Annotated in this window: 14 protein-coding genes; 6 read left to right on the top strand and 8 right to left on the bottom strand. The window is 36.7% G+C overall.

Annotated features, from left to right (window positions below):
- Nucleotides 1–56 precede the first annotated feature (56 nt).
- The 6 genes from ABXT67_RS10640 (at nt 57) to ABXT67_RS10615 (ending at nt 5,436) form a co-directional block, all read left to right on the top strand.
- Complete coding sequence (locus ABXT67_RS10640; RefSeq protein WP_415373974.1) at nt 57–545, top strand: hypothetical protein; 489 nt, start codon at nt 57–59, stop codon at nt 543–545.
- On the top strand, nt 546–1,886 hold the full coding sequence (locus ABXT67_RS10635) for a serine hydrolase domain-containing protein (RefSeq protein ID WP_415373973.1): 1,341 nt from the start codon (nt 546–548) through the stop codon (nt 1,884–1,886).
- A 2-nt stretch (nt 1,887–1,888) separates the two neighbouring features.
- A complete protein-coding gene (locus ABXT67_RS10630) occupies nt 1,889–2,815 on the top strand; it encodes an alpha/beta hydrolase family protein (RefSeq protein ID WP_415373972.1) in 927 nt (308 codons plus the stop codon).
- A gap of 166 nt (nt 2,816–2,981) precedes the next feature.
- A complete protein-coding gene (locus tag ABXT67_RS10625; RefSeq protein ID WP_415373971.1) occupies nt 2,982–3,131 on the top strand; it encodes an Arc family DNA-binding protein in 150 nt (49 codons plus the stop codon).
- A 146-nt stretch (nt 3,132–3,277) separates the two neighbouring features.
- A complete protein-coding gene (locus ABXT67_RS10620; RefSeq protein WP_415373970.1) occupies nt 3,278–4,615 on the top strand; it encodes a DUF819 domain-containing protein in 1,338 nt (445 codons plus the stop codon).
- A gap of 110 nt (nt 4,616–4,725) precedes the next feature.
- Nucleotides 4,726–5,436 carry a DUF4369 domain-containing protein gene (locus tag ABXT67_RS10615; protein ID WP_415373969.1) on the top strand — a complete coding sequence of 237 codons (711 nt, stop codon included), beginning with the start codon at nt 4,726–4,728 and terminating at the stop codon, nt 5,434–5,436.
- Nucleotide 5,437: 1 nt separating this feature from the next.
- On the opposite strand, the gene ABXT67_RS10610 is transcribed toward ABXT67_RS10615, so the two are convergent.
- The 8 genes from ABXT67_RS10610 to ABXT67_RS10575 all read right to left on the bottom strand — a co-directional run bounded on the left by ABXT67_RS10610 (nt 5,438) and on the right by ABXT67_RS10575 (nt 22,184).
- The gene (locus ABXT67_RS10610) at nt 5,438–5,704 is read right to left on the bottom strand and encodes a hypothetical protein (protein ID WP_415373968.1); all 267 of its coding nucleotides are present in this window, start codon (nt 5,702–5,704) and stop codon (nt 5,438–5,440) included.
- Between the two features lie 72 nt (nt 5,705–5,776).
- The gene (locus ABXT67_RS10605) at nt 5,777–6,751 is read right to left on the bottom strand and encodes a type I phosphomannose isomerase catalytic subunit (RefSeq protein WP_415373967.1); all 975 of its coding nucleotides are present in this window, start codon (nt 6,749–6,751) and stop codon (nt 5,777–5,779) included.
- 2 nt (nt 6,752–6,753) lie between these two features.
- Nucleotides 6,754–7,203: a peroxiredoxin gene (locus ABXT67_RS10600; RefSeq protein ID WP_415373966.1), complete on the bottom strand. Its 450-nt coding sequence runs from the start codon at nt 7,201–7,203 to the stop codon at nt 6,754–6,756.
- Between the two features lie 2 nt (nt 7,204–7,205).
- A complete protein-coding gene (locus tag ABXT67_RS10595) occupies nt 7,206–7,613 on the bottom strand; it encodes a 6-pyruvoyl trahydropterin synthase family protein (protein ID WP_415373965.1) in 408 nt (135 codons plus the stop codon).
- A complete protein-coding gene (gene idi / locus ABXT67_RS10590) occupies nt 7,610–8,128 on the bottom strand; it encodes an isopentenyl-diphosphate Delta-isomerase (RefSeq protein WP_415373964.1) in 519 nt (172 codons plus the stop codon). Before idi ends, ABXT67_RS10595 begins: the two co-directional genes overlap by 4 nt.
- 97 nt (nt 8,129–8,225) lie before the next feature.
- Nucleotides 8,226–10,199, bottom strand: coding sequence for an OmpA family protein (locus tag ABXT67_RS10585; protein WP_415373963.1), 1,974 nt, complete (start codon nt 10,197–10,199; stop codon nt 8,226–8,228).
- Nucleotides 10,200–10,295: 96 nt separating this feature from the next.
- Complete coding sequence (locus tag ABXT67_RS10580) at nt 10,296–11,240, bottom strand: type IX secretion system membrane protein PorP/SprF (protein ID WP_415373959.1); 945 nt, start codon at nt 11,238–11,240, stop codon at nt 10,296–10,298.
- A 60-nt stretch (nt 11,241–11,300) separates the two neighbouring features.
- Nucleotides 11,301–22,184, bottom strand: a complete 10,884-nt coding sequence (locus ABXT67_RS10575) for a gliding motility-associated C-terminal domain-containing protein (protein WP_415373962.1) — start codon at nt 22,182–22,184, stop codon at nt 11,301–11,303.
- Nucleotides 22,185–22,279 lie beyond the last annotated feature (95 nt).

The raw sequence follows: 22,279 nt of genomic DNA, 5'->3' as shown, positions 1-22,279 counted from the left end.
AAATTAATAGGTTGCACTGACACAAACTCTATTGCCATCTTAGAAAAAAGTAAAGGATGAGAGTATTTACAGAAGCACAAAGATTTACACAATGGTGGCTTTCAGTGATATTGATCGCGACATTTGCAATCGTTCTAGTTACCTCATATAATACCTACCAAGAAATTGCTAAAGACAGCAATGCTGTTTTGAGTTTAATCGCTTCAAATATAATTACGCCACTTGTTATCCTTTTGATTTACGGATTAAAGCTTAAAACTAAAATCAATGAACAAGGCATTTTTTACGGTTTTTGGCCATTTCACTTAAAAATGAAAAACATCGCTTGGAGTCAAATTGAAAAAATATACGTTCGTGAGTACAACCCAATCTTAGAATACGGCGGCTGGGGTTATAAATTTTCGTTTAATAAGCGCGGCAAAGCCTATACTACAAAAGGCAATATCGGCATCCAAATTGAATTTAAAGATGGAAAAAAAATGCTCTTAGGAACGCAGAAAAGAGTAGAGGCCGAAAGCGTCATCAACAGCTACAAATACATTTAGATGAAAACAATAATTAGAATACCCTTTTTTATCGCTGCACTATTATTTGTAGGTATAACTGAAGCTCAAATTACAGATACGGTAAAGAAAGAACTGGAAAGGCGTATTGAAAATGGAGATAACCCATCCATCGCAATTGGTATTTACAAAAACAATACAGTTGATTATTTTGTAACAGGATATCAAAATATGGAAAAAAAGACGCTTGCCACTACCGCTACAATTTATGAAATTGGTTCTATCACAAAAACATTTACTGGGCTGCTTTTGTCAAAAATGGTTTTAGAGAATAAAGTCACTTTAGACACTCCTTTATATGCAGTTTTTCCTGATTCATTAAAGCTTTCAGATCCTGAAGGTAGAAAGGTAACCTTTAAAGATGTAGCCACTCATACTTCTGGATTGCATAGTTTTCCTTTAGGATATAATCCCCCAGATCTTCAAAATCCGTACGCCCAATTGGATAGAAAAAAGCTTTACCAATACCTCTCAAATTGGGGAACTATGAAAGTAGGTAAAAAATATTCTTACAGCAATATTGGGGTTGGGCTTATGGGTGAAGGGCTAGCTATTATTGAAAGCACTCCATATAAAACACTAATTAAAAACGAAATATTAGAACCATTAAACCTTAATCACACCTATTTTGATGTTCCTGCTTCACAAACTAAAAACTTTGCCTATGGATATCAAAAAGGAAAACTTACATCACATTGGGATTTAAACATACTTTCTCCTGCAGGAGCACTAAAGGCCGATATAAAAGATTTAGTTTCCTACGGAATGTCCTACCTCAGAGAAAATAAACTTTCCGAAGCACAACAAGCAACGATTCCTACTCAATTTGTTTCAGAGGATGGTAAAACTGAAATTGGCGTCAATTGGTTTAAAAAAGAAAGTACTATTAGTCACGGCGGCGGCACTTACGGCTTTAGCGCTTATTTAGGTATCGATCTAGAAAAAGAAATAGTCGTAGCTGTTTTAACAAATACTGGAGATCAAAACATTTCAGACATACACTCGCATTTAGTCGATCCTGAAAACAACAGACTATTTACAAAGGACGCTAAAGTTTTCGTAGTGCCTTTCAGCAAACTAAATACCTATAAAGGGATTTATAAAGATTCACAATATGGTCTTACAGCAACTATTATGGTTAAAGACAATAAATTATATGGACAGGTTGCAGGCCAAAATGCGCTTGAATTCACCCCTATTGCTGAAAATACTTTTGTTAATAACGAAGTAAAAGCACAAATGGCTTTTAAAGAGAACGAAAATGAAATTACCAGCTTTACACTTTCGCAACGTGGTCAAAACATTGTTCTTAAAAAACAATAATTATGAAATATACAATTATCATTTCGCTGCTTTTTTTGAATTTTTCAAATGCGCAAACACTAGAAAAAGACTCAAAAGACATTAGTGTTTCACCATTCATTGACGGAACCATTTTAGTACCTAAAACAGCAGAAAAAATTCCGTTAGCCATCATAATAGGCGGATCTGGACCTACAGACAGGAATGGAAACCAACAAATGATGGAAAATAATTCGCTTCGCTATCTAGCGGAAGGATTGTACAAGAACAACATTGCTAGCTTTAGATATGACAAACGTATTGTAAAGCAAATGAAAGACCGCAGTATTAATGAGGAGAGTATAAGATTTGATGATTTTATAAAAGATGCTAAAGATGTTCTAGCGTACTTTAAAAACGCGAATGTATTTTCCAAGATTTATATTATCGGCCACAGCCAAGGGTCTTTAGTAGGTTTGGTTGCTTTGGAAGATGGTGCAGATGGTTTTGTTTCAATCGCTGGAGCAGGAAGAAGTATAGACCAAGTAATCGTTGAGCAATTGAGTAAACAAGCTCCACAGCTCACTAAAAACGCTAAAATGGCCTTTGCTGAATTAAAAGCCAATGGAAATACGACAAGCTACGATAAAGGATTAGCATCAATTTTCAGAACTGCTTTACAGCCCTTTATTTATAGTTGGATGAAATACAATCCAAAAGCTGCACTGTCAAAATTAGACATACCGATACTCATCATTAATGGAGATAATGACATACAAGTAGGAATAAGCGAAGCAGAAGAACTACATAAAGGAAAACCAGGAGCAGACTATTTAATCATCCCACAAATGAATCATATTCTCAAGAAAGTAGAAGGTGATGGTCTTGAAAATCAAAAGACCTATAATGACCCTAAACTACCTGTAATGCCAGCGTTAATTGGAGCAATAAGTAATTTCATTAAAGAATAGTTTACAAACATAAAATAAATGGTGTGCTTGGAGTCTGGCTTTTATAAAAAACAAACTATTTAAAATAACAATTAGTACTTCAATTTTACTTTTGAGTCTAGGGCTGTTATCACTTTAAATTAATTATTAAACTCAAAACAAAAATCTGTTGTAACATAAACTAATTATGGCAAAGAAAAAAGCATTCGCACTCAGAGTCGATGAAGACATGATGAAAGCTATTGAAAAATGGGCTCAAGACGAGTTTCGTTCCACCAATGGCCAAATTGAGTGGATACTTAATGAAATGCTTAAGAAGAACAACCGGAAAAAGTAAGCAGTATTAATTAAGAGTTTGTGGTTTTTTAATATGTGGTTGCGGTTTGAGGTTTTAATAAATAGTGATAATTTGTTGAAGTAATTTATTCACTTCTAAAATTCTGAATTCAGAATTAAAAAACTATTTTGCATAAAAACTAAACCATGCAAGATACTGTCGCCCAAATTATAGAAGACACTACTCCCCTTTTTACAAATGATACGATTGTCTTTGGACTATTAATGTTAGCTATTGGGCTTATTTTTTATACTTCAGCAAAGACCGCTGGGTTTTGGAAGTCTTTTTACACCATTGTTCCAGCGCTATTTATGGCCTATTTTATTCCGGCATTACTTACCACCACAGGAATAATTTCCCCAGATTGGATAAGTGTTGCAGATAATGGCGATGTTACTGAAAAATCTTCTAGTTTGTACTACGTTGCCAGCAGGTATTTATTGCCGGCTGCACTGGTATTGATGACCTTGAGCATAGATTTGAAAGCTGTTTTTAATTTAGGTCCTAAAGCACTAATCATGTTTTTAACGGGAACTGTAGGTATTATTATTGGCGGTCCAATTGCTGTTTTATTGGTAGGAACATTTTGGCCAGAAGCCGTTGGTGGCGAAGGAGCAGATGCCGTTTGGAGGGGACTCTCAACATTAGCTGGTAGTTGGATTGGCGGTGGCGCAAACCAAACAGCGATGTTAGAAGTTTATGGATACAACCAGGCTTTATATGGCGGAATGGTATTTGTAGATATCGTAGTCGCAAACGTTTGGATGGCGCTTATTTTAATAGGTATTGGAAAAACTGCTAAAATTGACAAATGGTTGGGTGCAGATACGACTGCAATTGAAGCACTGAAAGAGAAAGTCTCTAATTATTCGTTGGCCGTTGAACGAAACCCGTCACTTACAGATTTAATGATTCTTGGAGCCATCGCGTTTGGTACTGTAGGATTTGCTCATTTTGGAGCAGGTTATATGAGTAACTTTTTTACAGATTTTGTAAATGGATTAAACCATGGATTAACACGAAATTTATTTACCTTCTTAAGTTCATCGTTTTTCTGGATGATCTCCATAACAACTATTATTGGAGTTATTTTATCCTATACTAGGTTGCGAACTTATGAAGGAGCGGGCGCTAGTAAATACGGAAGTGTTTTTATTTATATCCTTGTGGCTACTATTGGAATGAAGATGGATTTAACGCTCATCTTTGACAACTGGCAACTCATTATTATTGGTGTTGTTTGGATGACCATACACGCGGGACTTTTAATTCTTGTAGCAAAATTAATAAAAGCACCCTACTTCTTTCTTGCGGTAGGCAGCCAAGCCAATGTGGGAGGCGCGGCATCTGCGCCTATAGTAGCCGCTGCTTTTCATCCATCACTTGCGACGGTAGGCGTATTGTTAGCAGTATTTGGTTATGCTATTGGTACTATTGGAGCAGTGGCTTGTACCTTTTTAATGCAACTAGCTGCAGCAGGATAAAACAACATTTTACGAAGCTTATAAAATTTCAAAAAAAAGCTTTTTTATTTAGGATAGCTTTTCAATTACACCATTTTTAAAGCATCTTTGTGCTCTTATAAAAACCACCTATGTTTAAAAGAATTGTTTATATCGTTACCGCATTATTCGTATTGGAAAGTTGTGGAAAAAGTGAAAACGAGATGCGCGTTACAGGCGCCGTAACGGGCCTAAAAAAAGGAACTTTGCTGCTCCAAAAATTAGATGACACACTTGTAATTTCGGTAGACTCCATACAAATAAATGGAGTTAACGCCTTTTCTTTTGAAGAAGAAATCATAAGCCCAGAAATGTATTACTTATATCTTAGATTGGATAATGGAAATTTAGTGGATGAACGCATTCCTTTCTTTGGAGAAGCGACAGATATACATATAAAAACAAGCTTGGAACTGTTTGGATCTGATGCAATTATAAGTGGTTCAAAAAATGATTCTATTTATAGAATGCATCAAAAATTAATACAACGATATATCGATAGAAATCTTGATTTAACTGCGGAAAATTTCGAGGCAATAAGAGATGAAAACGACTCCCTTTTAATAGAAAACAAAGCAAAGCAAAACAGACTATTATCATCTAAATATTTGGCAACAGTAAACTTTGTAATCAATCATAATGATTACGAAGCGGCTCCTTATTTAGCACTAACCGAAATTTATGACGCAAATATTAAATATTTAGACACGGTTTATACTAGCCTAACTCCAAAAATAAAAGACTCCAAATATGGTATCACATTGGAGTCTTTTATAGCAAATATTAAAAAATCTGTAAACTAGTTTATAGCGCGTTAATTTTGTCAATTAATGCTCTCCCTTTTGTTTCCAATTCTGCGTTTACTGCTTTAAAGTGTTGTTTAGGATTTTCAACATCTCTTTGGTTTACTTTGACAATAAGCTCATCAAATGTTGTGATTGCATTATCTATTACTGCTTGTGACTTTTTGGTTTCCTTTTCAGGATTGGTAAGTTCCCAAATATAAACCGCTTCGATAATATCTCCTAAAACATAGTTAATGTCTTTTTTTAAATCTCTTTTATTCGCCATGATTGTTTCCCAAATACGTGGGTATTTTTAATTAATAAGAATTTTTTTTACAAAGTGCAAATTTACAAACTATTAGGGAATATAAACCTCTAAAAGTGTTGCTTCTTTTGTTTCTATATAGATGTTTGCCAATTGCTGTGGAATCAAAATAGTTTCTCCAACTTGTAACGATTCTTTGTTATTTTGACAAGAAATAGTCGCCTTACCCGAAACACACATATAGACTACAAAACTGTCTTTATGCATTAAATTACGAGAGCAAGATTGGGTTAGTACTAGCTTATTGGTTTCAAAATATGGGCTACTTTTAAGTAGTACTGAAGTGTTTTCGATATTTTCGTAGTATATCCTAGCATTATTTTCCTCAAAATTTATCGCCTTTTTAGCTTCATCGGTATGAAGTTCTCGCATTTTTCCATCCAATCCAGGACGATCCCAATCATAAATCCTATAGGTTACATCACTCGTTTGTTGAATTTCTGCTAAAAAAACACCTGCACAAATAGCGTGGACTGTTCCTGGTGCTATATAAAAACTATCTCCATTTCTGACGCTTTCGTATGTTAAGATATCAGTAATTCTATTTTCTAATAGTTTTTCTTGGTATTCTTTAACGGTAGTATTAAGTTTAAAACCTACGATAAGATTTGCATTTTTTTCAGCTTGTAGAATATACCACATTTCGGTTTTACCGAAAGAATCGTGACGTTCTTTTGCCAAATCATCGTCTGGATGCAGTTGTACTGAAAGGTCTTCGTGAGCGTCAATAAACTTAAATAATAGTGGGAATGTTTCTCCAAAAGTAGCATACACCTTTGTTCCTAGTAATTCGTCCTTATACGTTTTAATAACTTTTGTTAAAGATTGCCCTATTAATGTTCCATTAGAAACTACTGAAACACCTTCTCTAACACCAGATATTTCCCAGCTTTCTCCTAACTTCCCACTACCCTCTTTATTGAATAAATCTACCAATTTATTTCCTCCCCAAACCTTTTCTTTAAGGATGGGTTTAAATTTTAGAAAATATAAAGGTTTGTTTATCAATTTTACTTCTTAAGTTGTTCGAGAGCGCCATCAATGTGTGGTTGTGCGTTCATTGCTTTAAATTTTGAAATCAATTTTCCATTTACATCAAAAACGAAGGTTTCGCGACCAGGTAAGAGACCAAGCATGGAACTACTGACTTCAAATAATTGACGTACTTCTTTATTTGTGTCTGCCAACAAAGTAAAAGGAAGGTTAAATTTACTGGCAAATCTTTTATGAGATTTTTCAGTGTCTGCACTAATACCGATTACTTGTATATCTGCATTCGTAAAATCTTCAAAACTGTCTCTAAAGCTACACGCTTCTTTAGTGCATTGTGGCGTAAAATTCTTTGGATAAAAAAAAATCACGACCCCTTTTTTACCTTTAATGGCTTTTGAATCAAACAATTCACCATTTTGGTCTTTCAATTTGAAATTTGGCATTTCGGCCCCTTTTGCTAAACTCATAATTAACCTGTGTATACCACAAAATTTCGTGGTGTTTCATATAATTTAATAGAGACTTTGTAGGACACTCCTACTCGTTTTAAAATTCTGTTATAAATTTCTATCGCAATGTTTTCAACCGTTGGAATTAATTCCCTGAAAACAGGTACTTCCTTGTTTAAATTCTTGTGATCAAAAGCATCTTCCACTTCTTCTTTAATTATCTCTTTTAAAATTTTAAGATCTATTAAAAACCCTGTTTCTGGATCAACATCACCGGTAATGCCCACTTCAAGGTCATAATTATGACCGTGATATAGAGGATTGCTACATTTACCAAAAACTTCTAGATTTTTCTCATCACTCCAATCTGGCCTAAATAATCTGTGGGCCGCATTAAAATGCGCTTTTCTAAAAACGGTTAAACTCATAGTGATAAGTGATTATAAAATTTATCAAAAATTATTTTAAACCAAACAGTATACAATGTTGGATTATTTTCGATGTCATTTTTGACATCTTCAAGCTTCATCCATTTCCAATCTTCAACTTCTTGAGGATTAATAGCTGGTTTATCTTCAAATTTCCCTACAAGAACATGGTCGTATTCGTGCTCGGTCAGACCATTATCAAAGGGTGCTTTGTATATAAAACTAATCGTTTCGTCTAAAGTCGTTGTAAAACCCATTTCTTCTTGTAAACGCCTTATACCTGCTTCAACATTAGTTTCACCTTCACGCTGATGGCTGCAACAAGTATTTGTCCATAAACCAGGAGAATGATATTTATGCATTGCACGTTGTTGAAGCATTAGTTCATTCCTATCATTAAATACAAATACTGAAAAGGCTCTATGTAACAATCCTTTTTCATGAGCCTCCATTTTTGGCATAAGCCCTATTTGTTCGTCATTATCATTTACTAAAACAACCTTCTCTTCTGTCATTTGTTTTTTTTTCAAAAGTACAAAATTACCTAATCCCTGAAAACAAAAAGAGCGCTTCATACATTGAAGCGCTCTTTTTTAATTTTAGTATGTAATCCTATTTTCTTTCATTGGCACTATTGTCAAATCTGCTATTATTATTTTTAATAATAAACATTGATCTTCTGTTAAGCTGGTGCTCTTCTTCTGTGCATTCTACAACCTCTGAACATTGGTTGAGTAATTGATACTCCCCATAGCCTTTTGCGCTTAACCTATTGGCGGCAATACCATTTGCAATTAACCAATCACGTGTAGATTGCGCTCTTCTATCACTCAATGATTCATTGTATTGGTCATTACCACGAGAATCTGTATGCGACTCAACATGAATCAATAAATCAGGATATAGTTTCATGGCAGTCAAAATTTTGTAAATCTCAATTTCTGCATCTGCTCTTATAAAGCTTTTGTCAAAATCAAAATAGATAGGTTCCAGTAATTTGCATCCTAGATCGTATATTGTACATTCTTCATTTGTTAAAGGGATGGTTATATCTAGTACAATCGATTCTTCTTGAGGCTGAATGATTGTTTCGTTACTATCGTAATCTTGCTTACTTGAACGGACTGTAAATTGACGTTTGCAATCTACCGTTTCTGGAAATATATATTTCCCATCGATATCTGCTATGGCTTCTGCTAACTCATTATTCTCAAAATCTAATAACTTTACAAGTGCCATAGATATTGGAGATTTTGTTTTGGCATCAATCACAGTTCCGGCTACAATAACTTGACATTTTGCAAACTGAATACGATAAATATCATCACCACTACTACCTGATGTACCATCACGATTTGAAGATAAATACCCAAGATTTTTATCCTCTTCGATGATAATCCCAAAATCATCTTGATTACTATTTGCGGGCACCCCAATATTAACTATATCACCCACAACTCCATCAGCAGTAATTGGCCCTGAAAAAATATCATAGCCACCTAAACCAGGTCTGCCATCGGTTGAAAAATACAGATTCCCTTTCTCACTAATAAAAGGAAAGGACTCTCTGGTTTCTGTATTGATTGTCTCACCTAAATTTACAGGTTCACTATAAGTATTTTCTCCTAAAATATCAACAGACCATAAATCACTCATACCATACGTACCCGGCATATCACTGCTAAAATAAAGCCTTTCCTCATCCAAACTCAAGGCTGGATGCGCAGTAGAATACTCTTTACTATTAAAGGGAAGCTCCGCTACATCGCCCCAGTTACCATCGTCACCTTTTACAGCGCGATACAACTTTAATCGAACCGTCTTATCTTTATCTTTTCCTGCCCTACCTTTTATGAAATTATTCCTGGTAAAATAGATCGTATTTCCGTCTTTTGTAAATACCGCAGAAGATTCATGGTATTTAGTATTGATAACATCCGAGAGCCGCTCTTTATTGGTAAGCTTGCCTAGACTGTCCCTATTTGCTACAAAAAGATCTAAATAAGGCGCATCTGTCCAAGCATAAGTCTTATCACCGGTACTGCCTTCGGAGGAAGCAAAAACAACGCTTCCTAAATAATACGCAGAACCAAAATCTGAGGAAGCAGTACTTATAGCAGTCTTCTCTAACTCGTAGTCCTTGGATTTAAAGGCGATTTGACTTAAATAATCTTTGTTCTTTTCATAGTTTTGGGCTACAAGATTGTCCCCTGTTATGGCTATGTATGATTCCATCATCTTATCAGAATCCTCATAGTTACCTACACTTTTCAAACTTTGAGCGGCTCGTAAATAATATGAAGCTTCTGTTTGAGAAGGAAATTGATCTACTAAGCGAGCATACCACTTTGAAGCATTGCGATAATCACTATTCCAATAATACGTATCGCCTAGTTTTTTGTAAATCTCTGGCGAAGCGTATCCATCTTCGACTACTTTAAGATAGATCTCTCTCGCATCTGTATATGCGTATCTATCAAACTCCTTATCTGCTTTCTTAAGCTGATTTTGCTGTGAAAAAGCTACACTGGTACTTATAAGTACCAGTAGTAATATTATCAAAATATTCTTTGAACTTAATTTCATAATGACCCAAATAAATTATACGTTCTTAATCTTTAGTTACTATGCTTGTTGAATCATTCCTAAATGAAACACATCGCAATTAAAATCTTAATCCTTTTAAAAGAAACGTGGTGTTAATACACGTTCTGGTTTCTTGAATACATCAAAACGGAAGATCAGCTCGTATGAACCGTCACTATAGGTCTCTAACGATGTCGTTTGGTAATCATATCCCAGACCAATAAATAATCCATCAGACACTTGAAATCCTGCCATGGCACTTACTGCTGCACTAAAACGATATGCAGCTCCTAATGTAAACTTATTATTAATAAGGGCATTCAAAGAAACATCTGCTTGAAGTGGAGAACCTCCAACTACTTTACCTAAGAATGCAGGCTTCAACTTTAAATTCTCATTTATATCAAATACATAGCCCGTAATAAAAAAGTAGTGTAAGTTTTCTTGAGGAACACTCTCTATAGTAGTATTGGCTAAACTACCTTCATCAAAGTGTTTGGTATTCAAAAAGTTTGGAACAGATAAGCCTGCATAAAACTTATTTGTACTATAATAAACACCAGCTCCTATCTGTGGCTGGAATTTATTATCAATATTATTCTGAAATCTTGGATCATTTGCATCAGCAATATTCAACTTTGTAAAATCAACGTCCAATAAATGCATTCCAGCTTTTAAACCAAAGGCCAGTTTACCAGCGTCAGATATTTGAATGCGGTATGAATAATCAATCGTAAAATTAGTCTCCACTGCAGGGCCTATTTCTTCAGCTACTATTGATAGACCTAAACCCATATTCTCATTAAAACCTAATGGAGAATCTATAGTAAAGGTTCCTGTTTGAGGGGAACCCTCTAATCCTACCCATTGACTTCTCAATAGTAATCCAAAACTTAAGGCATCTCTTGAGCCTGCATAACCAGGATTGACTACCTGAGTATTGTACATATACTGGGTATACTGAGGATCCTGCTGCCCTTGAACTGTTAGTAGTCCACCCGCTAATAATACTAGTAGTATAATTAAATGACTTTGTCTCATAATAAATATTTTGTTGACCGAGTGCTCTTTAAAACAATCGGATATCAAACTAATTGATTGTTATCTGTTTAAATATAAGTAACCTGCGTAACTGTCTTGTCCTGGGTTATTACCATTAAATTTAATTACATAGTAATACGTACCGGTGATCAATAATTTATCTTGAGAAACGGTGGCTCGACCATTGGACTCTCCTACAAAGACATTCTCTGCATCATTAGATCCTCCGTAACCGGAAGCTTCCCAAACCAAGACTCCCCATCTGTTATAAATCTCAACAGTATTATCTGGGAACTCACTTATTCCTTGAATCAAGAAGAAGTCATTTTGATTGTTTCCGTCAGGTGAAACTGCATTAAATACATCGAATGGCGCATCTACGTTAGGTAAAATAACCACGGTAATATCATCAGGATCACCGTCACCATCTGAATCGGCATCTGTAAAATCTGTTGGATCATCAGATAAATCTGTTACTTCATCTCCATCAAAAGTGGTAGCGCTTACTATAGCTTGATTTAAAACCTCGCCGTTTTCAACATCCTGAGCTGTTATTGTATAGGTTGCGGTAAAAGTAGTATCGTCTATCTCACCCGGTAGTAACTGGAATATAGGCCCACCTTCTATAACGACTCTTGGAAATGGATCTACAATCGCAATATTAAATAACGTTACATTACCCCTATTAGTGACAACAAATGTGTAGCTAATTGTCTCCCCTACTTCAGAAATCAGATTTGAGTTCTCATCATTAAATATTCCTGTCTTCTCAAGAGCTATAATTGGGTCTTGACACAATAAGGATATCGTTGCATCATCTTCTAAATTACTATTATTATCAGAAAGATCATTCACCACAACTCCCAAAGGATCGAGTCCTTCCGCTATCGCTTGATTACTTACTTGACCAGCGTCTATATCTGACTGAACAATAGTATAGCTGCCTGAGAACGTCTCAGTATCACTGTCGCCAGCAAATAAAGTTATGGAACCTCCGTTTACCGTGATCATTGGATCGGTTACGATAACATTGGTTAAGGTCACATTCCCTAAGTTAGTAACCACAAAATCGTATACAATAGTTTCTCCAAGATCAATACAACCATCCCCATTCTCATCGGTAGGAATACCAGTTTTGATTAAGGCAATAACCGCATTGTTACAAAGCAATGTAACTGTTGGAGCGTCTTCTAATTCACTAGCAACATCCGAAATATCACTTACAACAACGCCCAAAGGATTAAATCCAGATGCAGTAGCTGTATTGGTAACACTTCCAGTATTAATGTCTGGCTGTATAATTAAGTACGTTGCCGTAAATGTTGTTGTATCTGTCTGTCCTGGTGCCAATGTGATGGGACCTCCTTGTACATTTACAAGCGCATCAGTGATAGCGATATTACCAATCGTTGTGTTTCCATTATTGATAACGGTAAAACTATAGGTAATCGTCTCATCTACATCTGCACACGAATCACCATTGGAATCATTAAATACACCGGTCTTGATAAGTGCGATACTATCGTTTTGACATAACACCGTTATGGTAACATCATCTTCTAATTCACTACTATCATCCGAGATATCACTTACAACAACGCCCAAAGGATTAAATCCTGATGCAGTGGCAGTATTGGTAACGTTGCCATTATCAATATTTGCTTGGGTAATTAAGTATGTTGCTGTAAACGTTGTATTGTCTGTTGCTCCTGGCGCCAATGTGATGGGACCTCCTTGTACATTTACAAGCGCATCAGTGATAGCGATATTACCAATCGTTGTGTTTCCATTATTGATAACAGTAAAACTATAGGTAATCGTCTCATCTACATCTGCACACGAATCACCATTGGAATCATTAAATACACCAGTCTTGATAAGTGCGATACTATCGTTTTGACATAAAACCGTTACGGTAACATCATCTTCAGTGGTTAAATTATCATCTGAAAGATCACTTACTGGACCTGTCGATCCTGTTCCATCAGCAGTAGCCTGATTGCTAATGCTTCCCGTATCGATGTCTGATTGGGTGATCGTATAGCCTTGAACATATACCCACGTTTCTGTTACATCTAATTCATTATCACCATCGGTATCTCCTGTGGGAATAGCCGTTAACAAACCTCCTAATAATGGATCCGTTACCGTTACTGATGTAATCGCTGAGCCTCCTTCGTTAGTAACCGTGAATGTGTATGTTACTGTATCTATCTCTGCATCCGCGCAGTCGTTGCCGTTAACTTCGTTGAAAACGCCTGTCTTGATAATTGCAATAGCCTCTTCTTGACATAAAACCGTTACCGTTGCATCATTTTCCAAAACTGAATTATCATCGGATAAATCCGTTACTACAATTGCGCTTGGTAGCGTACCTAAAACCGTAGCTTGATTCGTAACCTGACCTGCTAAGACATCTGCCGCAACAAGGGCATAGCTTCCTGTGTAAATCCAAGTCTCTGTTAAATCTAAGAATGTATCGCCATTGGTATCTCCTGATAAGAAGGTGATTATTGGAACCAGTGGGTCTGTGACGTTTATAGCCGATAGAATTTCATTCCCTTCATTGGTTACTGTGAATGTATAATCGATAGTATCTCCTACAACAGCACAATTACCATTTAATACATTTAACGTTCCTTCTTTGATAATTGCAATAGGACAAAGACGTGTTACCGTTGCATCATTTTCCAAAACTGAATTATCATCTGATAAATCCGTTACTACAATTGCGCTTGGTAGCGTACCTAAAACCGTAGCTTGATTCGTAACCTGACCTGCTAAGACATCTGCCGCAACAAGGGCATAGCTTCCTGTGTAAATCCAAGTCTCTGTTAAATCTAATAATGTATCGCCATTGGTATCTCCTGATAAGAAGGTGATTATTGGAACCAGTGGGTCTGTGACGTTTATAGCTGATAGAATTTCATTCCCTTCATTGGTTACTGTGAATGTATAATCGATAGTATCCCCTACAACAGCACAATTACCATTTAATACATTTAACGTTCCTTCTTTGATAATTGCAATAGGACAAAGACGTGTTACCGTTGCATCATTTTCCAAAACTGAATTATCATCTGATAAATCCGTTACTACAATTGCGCTTGGTAGCGTACCTAAAACCGTAGCTTGATTCGTAACCTGACCTGCTAAAACATCTGCCGCAACAAGGGCATAGCTTCCTGTGTAAATCCAAGTCTCTGTTAAATCTAATAATGTATCGCCATTGGTATCTCCTGATAAGAAGGTGATTATTGGAACCAGTGGGTCTGTGACGTTTATAGCCGATAGAATTTCATTCCCTTCATTGGTTACTGTGAATGTATAATCGATAGTATCTCCTACAACAGCACAATTACCATTTAATACATTTAACGTTCCTTCTTTGATAATTGCAATAGGACAAAGACGTGTTACCGTTGCATCATTTTCCAAAACTGAATTATCATCTGATAAATCCGTTACTACAATTGCGCTTGGTAGCGTACCTAAAACCGTAGCTTGATTCGTAACCTGACCTGCTAAAACATCTGCCGCAACAAGGGCATAGCTTCCTGTGTAAATCCAAGTCTCTGTTAAATCTAATAATGTATCGCCATTGGTATCTCCTGATAAGAAGGTGATTATTGGAACCAGTGGGTCTGTGACGTTTATAGCTGATAGAATTTCATTCCCTTCATTGGTTACTGTGAATGTATAATCGATAGTATCTCCTACAACAGCACAATTACCATTTAATACATTTAACGTTCCTTCTTTGATAATTGCAATAGGACAAAGACGTGTTACCGTTGCATCATTTTCCAAAACTGAATTATCATCGGATAAATCCGTTACTACAATTGCGCTTGGTAGCGTACCTAAAACCGTAGCTTGGTTCGTAACCTGACCTGCTAAAACATCTGCCGCAACAAGGGCATAGCTTCCTGTGTAAATCCAAGTCTCTGTTAAATCTAATAATGTATCGCCATTGGTATCTCCTGATAAGAAGGTGATTATTGGAACCAGTGGGTCTGTGACGTTTATAGCCGATAGAATTTCATTCCCTTCATTGGTTACTGTGAATGTATAATCGATAGTATCTCCTACAACAGCACAATCACCATTTAATACATTTAACGTTCCTTCTTTGATAATTGCAATAGGACAAAGACGTGTTACCGTTGCATCATTTTCCAAAACTGAATTATCATCGGATAAATCCGTTACTACAATTGCGCTTGGTAGCGTACCTAAAACCGTAGCTTGATTCGTAACCTGACCTGCTAAAACATCTGCCGCAACAAGGGCATAGCTTCCTGTGTAAATCCAAGTCTCTGTTAAATCTAATAATGTATCGCCATTGGTATCTCCTGATAAGAAGGTGATTATTGGAACCAGTGGGTCTGTGACGTTTATAGCCGATAGAATTTCATTCCCTTCATTGGTTACTGTGAATGTATAATCAATAGTATCTCCTACAACAGCACAATTACCATTTAATACATTTAACGTTCCTTCTTTGATAATTGCAATAGGACAAAGACGTGTTACCGTTGCATCATTTTCCAAAACTGAATTATCATCTGATAAATCCGTTACTACAATTGCGCTTGGTAGCGTACCTAAAACCGTAGCTTGATTCGTAACCTGACCTGCTAAAACATCTGCCGCAACAAGGGCATAGCTTCCTGTGTAAATCCAAGTCTCTGTTAAATCTAATAATGTATCGCCATTGGTATCTCCTGATAAGAAGGTGATTATTGGAACCAGTGGGTCTGTGACGTTTATAGCCGATAGAATTTCATTCCCTTCATTGGTTACTGTGAATGTATAATCGATAGTATCTCCTACAACAGCACAATTACCATTTAATACATTTAACGTTCCTTCTTTGATAATTGCAATAGGACAAAGACGTGTTACCGTTGCATCATTTTCCAAAACTGAATTATCATCGGATAAATCCGTTACTACAATTGCGCTTGGTAGCGTACCTAAAACCGTAGCTTGATTCGTAACCTGACCTGCTAAGACATCTGCCGCAACAAGGGCATAGCTTCCTGTGTAAATCCAAGTCTCTGTTAAATCTAATAATGTATCGCCATTGGTATCTCCTGATAAGAAGGTGATTATTGGAACCAGTGGGTCTGTGACGTTTATAGCTGATAGAATTTCATTCCCTTCATTGGTTACTGTGAATGTATAATCGATAGTATCTCCTACAACAGCACAATTACCATTTAATACATTTAACGTTCCTTCTTTGATAATTGCAATAGGACAAAGACGTGTTACCGTTGCATCATTTTCCAAAACTGAATTATCATCTGATAAATCCGTTACTACAATTGCGCTTGGTAGCGTACCTAAAACCGTAGCTTGATTCGTAACCTGACCTGCTAAAACATCTGCCGCAACAAGGGCATAGCTTCCTGTGTAAATCCAAGTCTCTGTTAAATCTAATAATGTATCGCCATTGGTATCTCCTGATAAGAAGGTGATTATTGGAACCAGTGGGTCTGTGACGTTTATAGCCGATAGAATTTCATTCCCTTCATTGGTTACTGTGAATGTATAATCGATAGTATCTCCTACAACAGCACAATTACCATTTAATACATTTAACGTTCCTTCTTTGATAATTGCAATAGGACAAAGACGTGTTACCGTTGCATCATTTTCCAAAACTGAATTATCATCGGATAAATCCGTTACTACAATTGCGCTTGGTAGCGTACCTAAAACCGTAGCTTGATTCGTAACCTGACCTGCTAAGACATCTGCCGCAACAAGGGCATAGCTTCCTGTGTAAATCCAAGTCTCTGTTAAATCTAATAATGTATCGCCATTGGTATCTCCTGATAAGAAGGTGATTATTGGAACCAGTGGGTCTGTGACGTTTATAGCTGATAGAATTTCATTCCCTTCATTGGTTACTGTGAATGTATAATCGATAGTATCTCCTACAACAGCACAATTACCATTTAATACATTTAACGTTCCTTCTTTGATAATTGCAATAGGACAAAGACGTGTTACCGTTGCATCATTTTCCAAAACTGAATTATCATCTGATAAATCCGTTACTACAATTGCGCTTGGTAGCGTACCTAAAACCGTAGCTTGATTCGTAACCTGACCTGCTAAAACATCTGCAGCAACAAGGGCATAGCTTCCTGTGTAAATCCAAGTCTCTGTTAAATCTAATAATGTATCGCCATTGGTATCTCCTGATAAGAAGGTGATTATTGGAACCAGTGGGTCTGTGACGTTTATAGCCGATAGAATTTCATTCCCTTCATTGGTTACTGTGAATGTATAATCGATAGTATCTCCTACAACAGCACAATTCCCATTTAATACATTTAACGTTCCTTCTTTGATAATTGCAATAGGACAAAGACGTGTTACCGTTGCATCATTTTCCAAAACTGAATTATCATCGGATAAATCCGTTACTACAATTGCGCTTGGTAGCGTACCTAAAACCGTAGCTTGATTCGTAACCTGACCTGCTAAGACATCTGCCGCAACAAGGGCATAGCTTCCTGTGTAAATCCAAGTCTCTGTTAAATCTAATAATGTATCGCCATTGGTATCTCCTGATAAGAAGGTGATTATTGGAACCAGTGGGTCTGTGACGTTTATAGCTGATAGAATTTCATTCCCTTCATTGGTTACTGTGAATGTATAATCGATAGTATCTCCTACAACAGCACAATTACCATTTAATACATTTAACGTTCCTTCTTTGATAATTGCAATAGGACAAAGACGTGTTACCGTTGCATCATTTTCCAAAACTGAATTATCATCGGATAAATCCGTTACTACAATTGCGCTTGGTAGCGTACCTAAAACCGTAGCTTGATTCGTAACCTGACCTGCTAAAACATCTGCCGCAACAAGGGCATAGCTTCCTGTGTAAATCCAAGTCTCTGTTAAATCTAATAATGTATCGCCATTGGTATCTCCTGATAAGAAGGTGATTATTGGAACCAGTGGGTCTGTGACGTTTATAGCCGATAGAATTTCATTCCCTTCATTGGTTACTGTGAATGTATAATCGATAGTATCTCCTACAACAGCACAATTCCCATTTAATACATTTAACGTTCCTTCTTTGATAATTGCAATAGGACAAAGACGTGTTACCGTTGCATCATTTTCCAAAACTGAATTATCATCGGATAAATCCGTTACTACAATTGCGCTTGGTAGCGTACCTAAAACCGTAGCTTGATTCGTAACCTGACCTGCTAAAACATCTGCCGCAACAAGGGCATAGCTTCCTGTGTAAATCCAAGTCTCTGTTAAATCTAAGAATGTATCGCCATTGGTATCTCCTGATAAGAAGGTGATTATTGGAACCAGTGGGTCTGTGACGTTTATAGCCGATAGAATTTCATTCCCTTCATTGGTTACTGTGAATGTATAATCGATAGTATCTCCTACAACAGCACAATTCCCATTTAATACATTTAACGTTCCTTCTTTGATAATTGCAATAGGACAAAGACGTGTTACCGTTGCATCATTTTCCAAAACTGAATTATCATCGGATAAATCCGTTACTACAATTGCGCTTGGTAGCGTACCTAAAACCGTAGCTTGATTCGTAACCTGACCTGCTAAAACATCTGCCGCAACAAGGGCATAGCTTCCTGTGTAAATCCAAGTCTCTGTTAAATCTAAGAATGTATCGCCATTGGTATCTCCTGATAAGAAGGTGATTATTGGAACCAGTGGGTCTGTGACGTTTATAGCCGATAGAATTTCATTCCCTTCATTGGTTACTGTGAATGTATAATCGATAGTATCTCCTACAACAGCACAATTCCCATTTAATACATTTAACGTTCCTTCTTTGATAATTGCAATAGGACAAAGACGTGTTACCGTTGCATCATTTTCCAAAACTGAATTATCATCTGATAAATCCGTTACTACAATTGCGCTTGGTAGCGTACCTAAAACCGTAGCTTGATTCGTAACCTGACCTGCTAAAACATCTGCCGCAACAAGGGCATAGCTTCCTGTGTAAATCCAAGTCTCTGTTAAATCTAATAATGTATCACCATTGGCATCTCCTGATAAGAAGGTGATTATTGGAACCAGTGGGTCTGTGACGTTTATAGCCGATAGAATTTCATTCCCTTCATTGGTTACTGTGAATGTATAATCGATAGTATCTCCTACAACAGCACAATCACCATTTAATACATTTAACGTTCCTTCTTTGATAATTGCAATAGGACAAAGACGTGTTACCGTTGCATCATTTTCCAAAACTGAATTATCATCTGATAAATCCGTTACTACAATTGCGCTTGGTAGCGTACCTAAAACCGTAGCTTGATTCGTAACCTGACCTGCTAAGACATCTGCCGCAACAAGGGCATAGCTTCCTGTGTAAATCCAAGTCTCTGTTAAATCTAATAATGTATCGCCATTGGTATCTCCTGATAAGAAGGTGATTATTGGAACCAGTGGGTCTGTGACGTTTATAGCTGATAGAATTTCATTCCCTTCATTGGTTACTGTGAATGTATAATCGATAGTATCCCCTACAACAGCACAATTACCATTTAATACATTTAACGTTCCTTCTTTGATAATTGCAATAGGACAAAGACGTGTTACCGTTGCATCATTTTCCAAAACTGAATTATCATCTGATAAATCCGTTACTACAATTGCGCTTGGTAGCGTACCTAAAACCGTAGCTTGATTCGTAACCTGACCTGCTAAAACATCTGCCGCAACAAGGGCATAGCTTCCTGTGTAAATCCAAGTCTCTGTTAAATCTAATAATGTATCGCCATTGGTATCTCCTGATAAGAAGGTGATTATTGGAACCAGTGGGTCTGTGACGTTTATAGCCGATAGAATTTCATTCCCTTCATTGGTTACTGTGAATGTATAATCGATAGTATCTCCTACAACAGCACAATTACCATTTAATACATTTAACGTTCCTTCTTTGATAATTGCAATAGGACAAAGACGTGTTACCGTTGCATCATTTTCCAAAACTGAATTATCATCTGATAAATCCGTTACTACAATTGCGCTTGGTAGCGTACCTAAAACCGTAGCTTGATTCGTAACCTGACCTGCTAAAACATCTGCCGCAACAAGGGCATAGCTTCCTGTGTAAATCCAAGTCTCTGTTAAATCTAATAATGTATCGCCATTGGTATCTCCTGATAAGAAGGTGATTATTGGAACCAGTGGGTCTGTGACGTTTATAGCTGATAGAATTTCATTCCCTTCATTGGTTACTGTGAATGTATAATCGATAGTATCTCCTACAACAGCACAATTACCATTTAATACATTTAACGTTCCTTCTTTGATAATTGCAATAGGACAAAGACGTGTTACCGTTGCATCATTTTCCAAAACTGAATTATCATCGGATAAATCCGTTACTACAATTGCGCTTGGTAGCGTACCTAAAACCGTAGCTTGGTTCGTAACCTGACCTGCTAAAACATCTGCCGCAACAAGGGCATAGCTTCCTGTGTAAATCCAAGTCTCTGTTAAATCTAATAATGTATCGCCATTGGTATCTCCTGATAAGAAGGTGATTATTGGAACCAGTGGGTCTGTGACGTTTATAGCCGATAGAATTTCATTCCCTTCATTGGTTACTGTGAATGTATAATCGATAGTATCTCCTACAACAGCACAATCACCATTTAATACATTTAACGTTCCTTCTTTGATAATTGCAATAGGACAAAGACGTGTTACCGTTGCATCATTTTCCAAAACTGAATTATCATCGGATAAATCCGTTACTACAATTGCGCTTGGTAGCGTACCTAAAACCGTAGCTTGATTCGTAACCTGACCTGCTAAAACATCTGCCGCAACAAGGGCATAGCTTCCTGTGTAAATCCAAGTCTCTGTTAAATCTAATAATGTATCGCCATTGGTATCTCCTGATAAGAAGGTGATTATTGGAACCAGTGGGTCTGTGACGTTTATAGCCGATAGAATTTCATTCCCTTCATTGGTTACTGTGAATGTATAATCAATAGTATCTCCTACAACAGCACAATTACCATTTAATACATTTAACGTTCCTTCTTTGATAATTGCAATAGGACAAAGACGTGTTACCGTTGCATCATTTTCCAAAACTGAATTATCATCTGATAAATCCGTTACTACAATTGCGCTTGGTAGCGTACCTAAAACCGTAGCTTGATTCGTAACCTGACCTGCTAAAACATCTGCCGCAACAAGGGCATAGCTTCCTGTGTAAATCCAAGTCTCTGTTAAATCTAATAATGTATCGCCATTGGTATCTCCTGATAAGAAGGTGATTATTGGAACCAGTGGGTCTGTGACGTTTATAGCCGATAGAATTTCATTCCCTTCATTGGTTACTGTGAATGTATAATCGATAGTATCTCCTACAACAGCACAATCACCAACTAATACATTTAACGTTCCTTCTTTGATAATTGCAATAGGACAAAGACGTGTTACCGTTGCATCATTTTCCAAAACTGAATTATCATCGGATAAATCCGTTACTACAATTGCGCTTGGTAGCGTACCTAAAACCGTAGCTTGATTCGTAACCTGACCTGCTAAAACATCTGCCGCAACAAGGGCATAGCTTCCTGTGTAAATCCAAGTCTCTGTTAAATCTAAGAATGTATCGCCATTGGCATCTCCTGATAAGAAGGTGATTATTGGAACCAGTGGGTCTGTGACGTTTATAGCCGATAGAATTTCATTCCCTTCATTGGTTACTGTGAATGTATAATCGATAGTATCTCCTACAACAGCACAATCACCAACTAATACATTTAACGTTCCTACTTTGACAATTGCAATAGGACAAATATATGTTACCGTTGCATCATTTTCTAAAACTGAGTTATCATCGGATAAATCCGTTACTACAGTTATATTATCTGATCCAGTTCCCACTGCCATGGCTTGATTCGTAACCTGACCTGCTAAGACATCTGCCGCAACAAGGGCATAGCTTCCTGTGTAAATCCAAGTCTCCGTTAAATCTAATAATGTAT

It is taken from the genome of Patiriisocius sp. Uisw_017, assembly GCF_047731265.1.
Lineage (GTDB): Bacteria > Bacteroidota > Bacteroidia > Flavobacteriales > Flavobacteriaceae > Patiriisocius.
Note: the sequence above shows the minus strand (reverse complement) of the source record. Positions and strands in the feature narration are given on the sequence as shown.

Coding starts and splice junctions, on each gene's coding strand:
- ABXT67_RS10595 (WP_415373965.1), bottom strand. CDS start 7,613: ATGAGTTTAACCGTTTTTAGAAAAGCGCATTTTAATGCGGCCCACAGA.
- idi (WP_415373964.1), bottom strand. CDS start 8,128: ATGACAGAAGAGAAGGTTGTTTTAGTAAATGATAATGACGAACAAATA.
- ABXT67_RS10575 (WP_415373962.1), bottom strand. CDS start 22,184: ATGGCAGTGGGAACTGGATCAGATAATATAACTGTAGTAACGGATTTA.
- ABXT67_RS10580 (WP_415373959.1), bottom strand. CDS start 11,240: ATGAGACAAAGTCATTTAATTATACTACTAGTATTATTAGCGGGTGGA.
- ABXT67_RS10625 (WP_415373971.1), top strand. CDS start 2,982: ATGGCAAAGAAAAAAGCATTCGCACTCAGAGTCGATGAAGACATGATG.
- ABXT67_RS10600 (WP_415373966.1), bottom strand. CDS start 7,203: ATGAGTTTAGCAAAAGGGGCCGAAATGCCAAATTTCAAATTGAAAGAC.
- ABXT67_RS10585 (WP_415373963.1), bottom strand. CDS start 10,199: ATGAAATTAAGTTCAAAGAATATTTTGATAATATTACTACTGGTACTT.
- ABXT67_RS10630 (WP_415373972.1), top strand. CDS start 1,889: ATGAAATATACAATTATCATTTCGCTGCTTTTTTTGAATTTTTCAAAT.
- ABXT67_RS10635 (WP_415373973.1), top strand. CDS start 546: ATGAAAACAATAATTAGAATACCCTTTTTTATCGCTGCACTATTATTT.
- ABXT67_RS10620 (WP_415373970.1), top strand. CDS start 3,278: ATGCAAGATACTGTCGCCCAAATTATAGAAGACACTACTCCCCTTTTT.
- ABXT67_RS10610 (WP_415373968.1), bottom strand. CDS start 5,704: ATGGCGAATAAAAGAGATTTAAAAAAAGACATTAACTATGTTTTAGGA.
- ABXT67_RS10615 (WP_415373969.1), top strand. CDS start 4,726: ATGTTTAAAAGAATTGTTTATATCGTTACCGCATTATTCGTATTGGAA.
- ABXT67_RS10640 (WP_415373974.1), top strand. CDS start 57: ATGAGAGTATTTACAGAAGCACAAAGATTTACACAATGGTGGCTTTCA.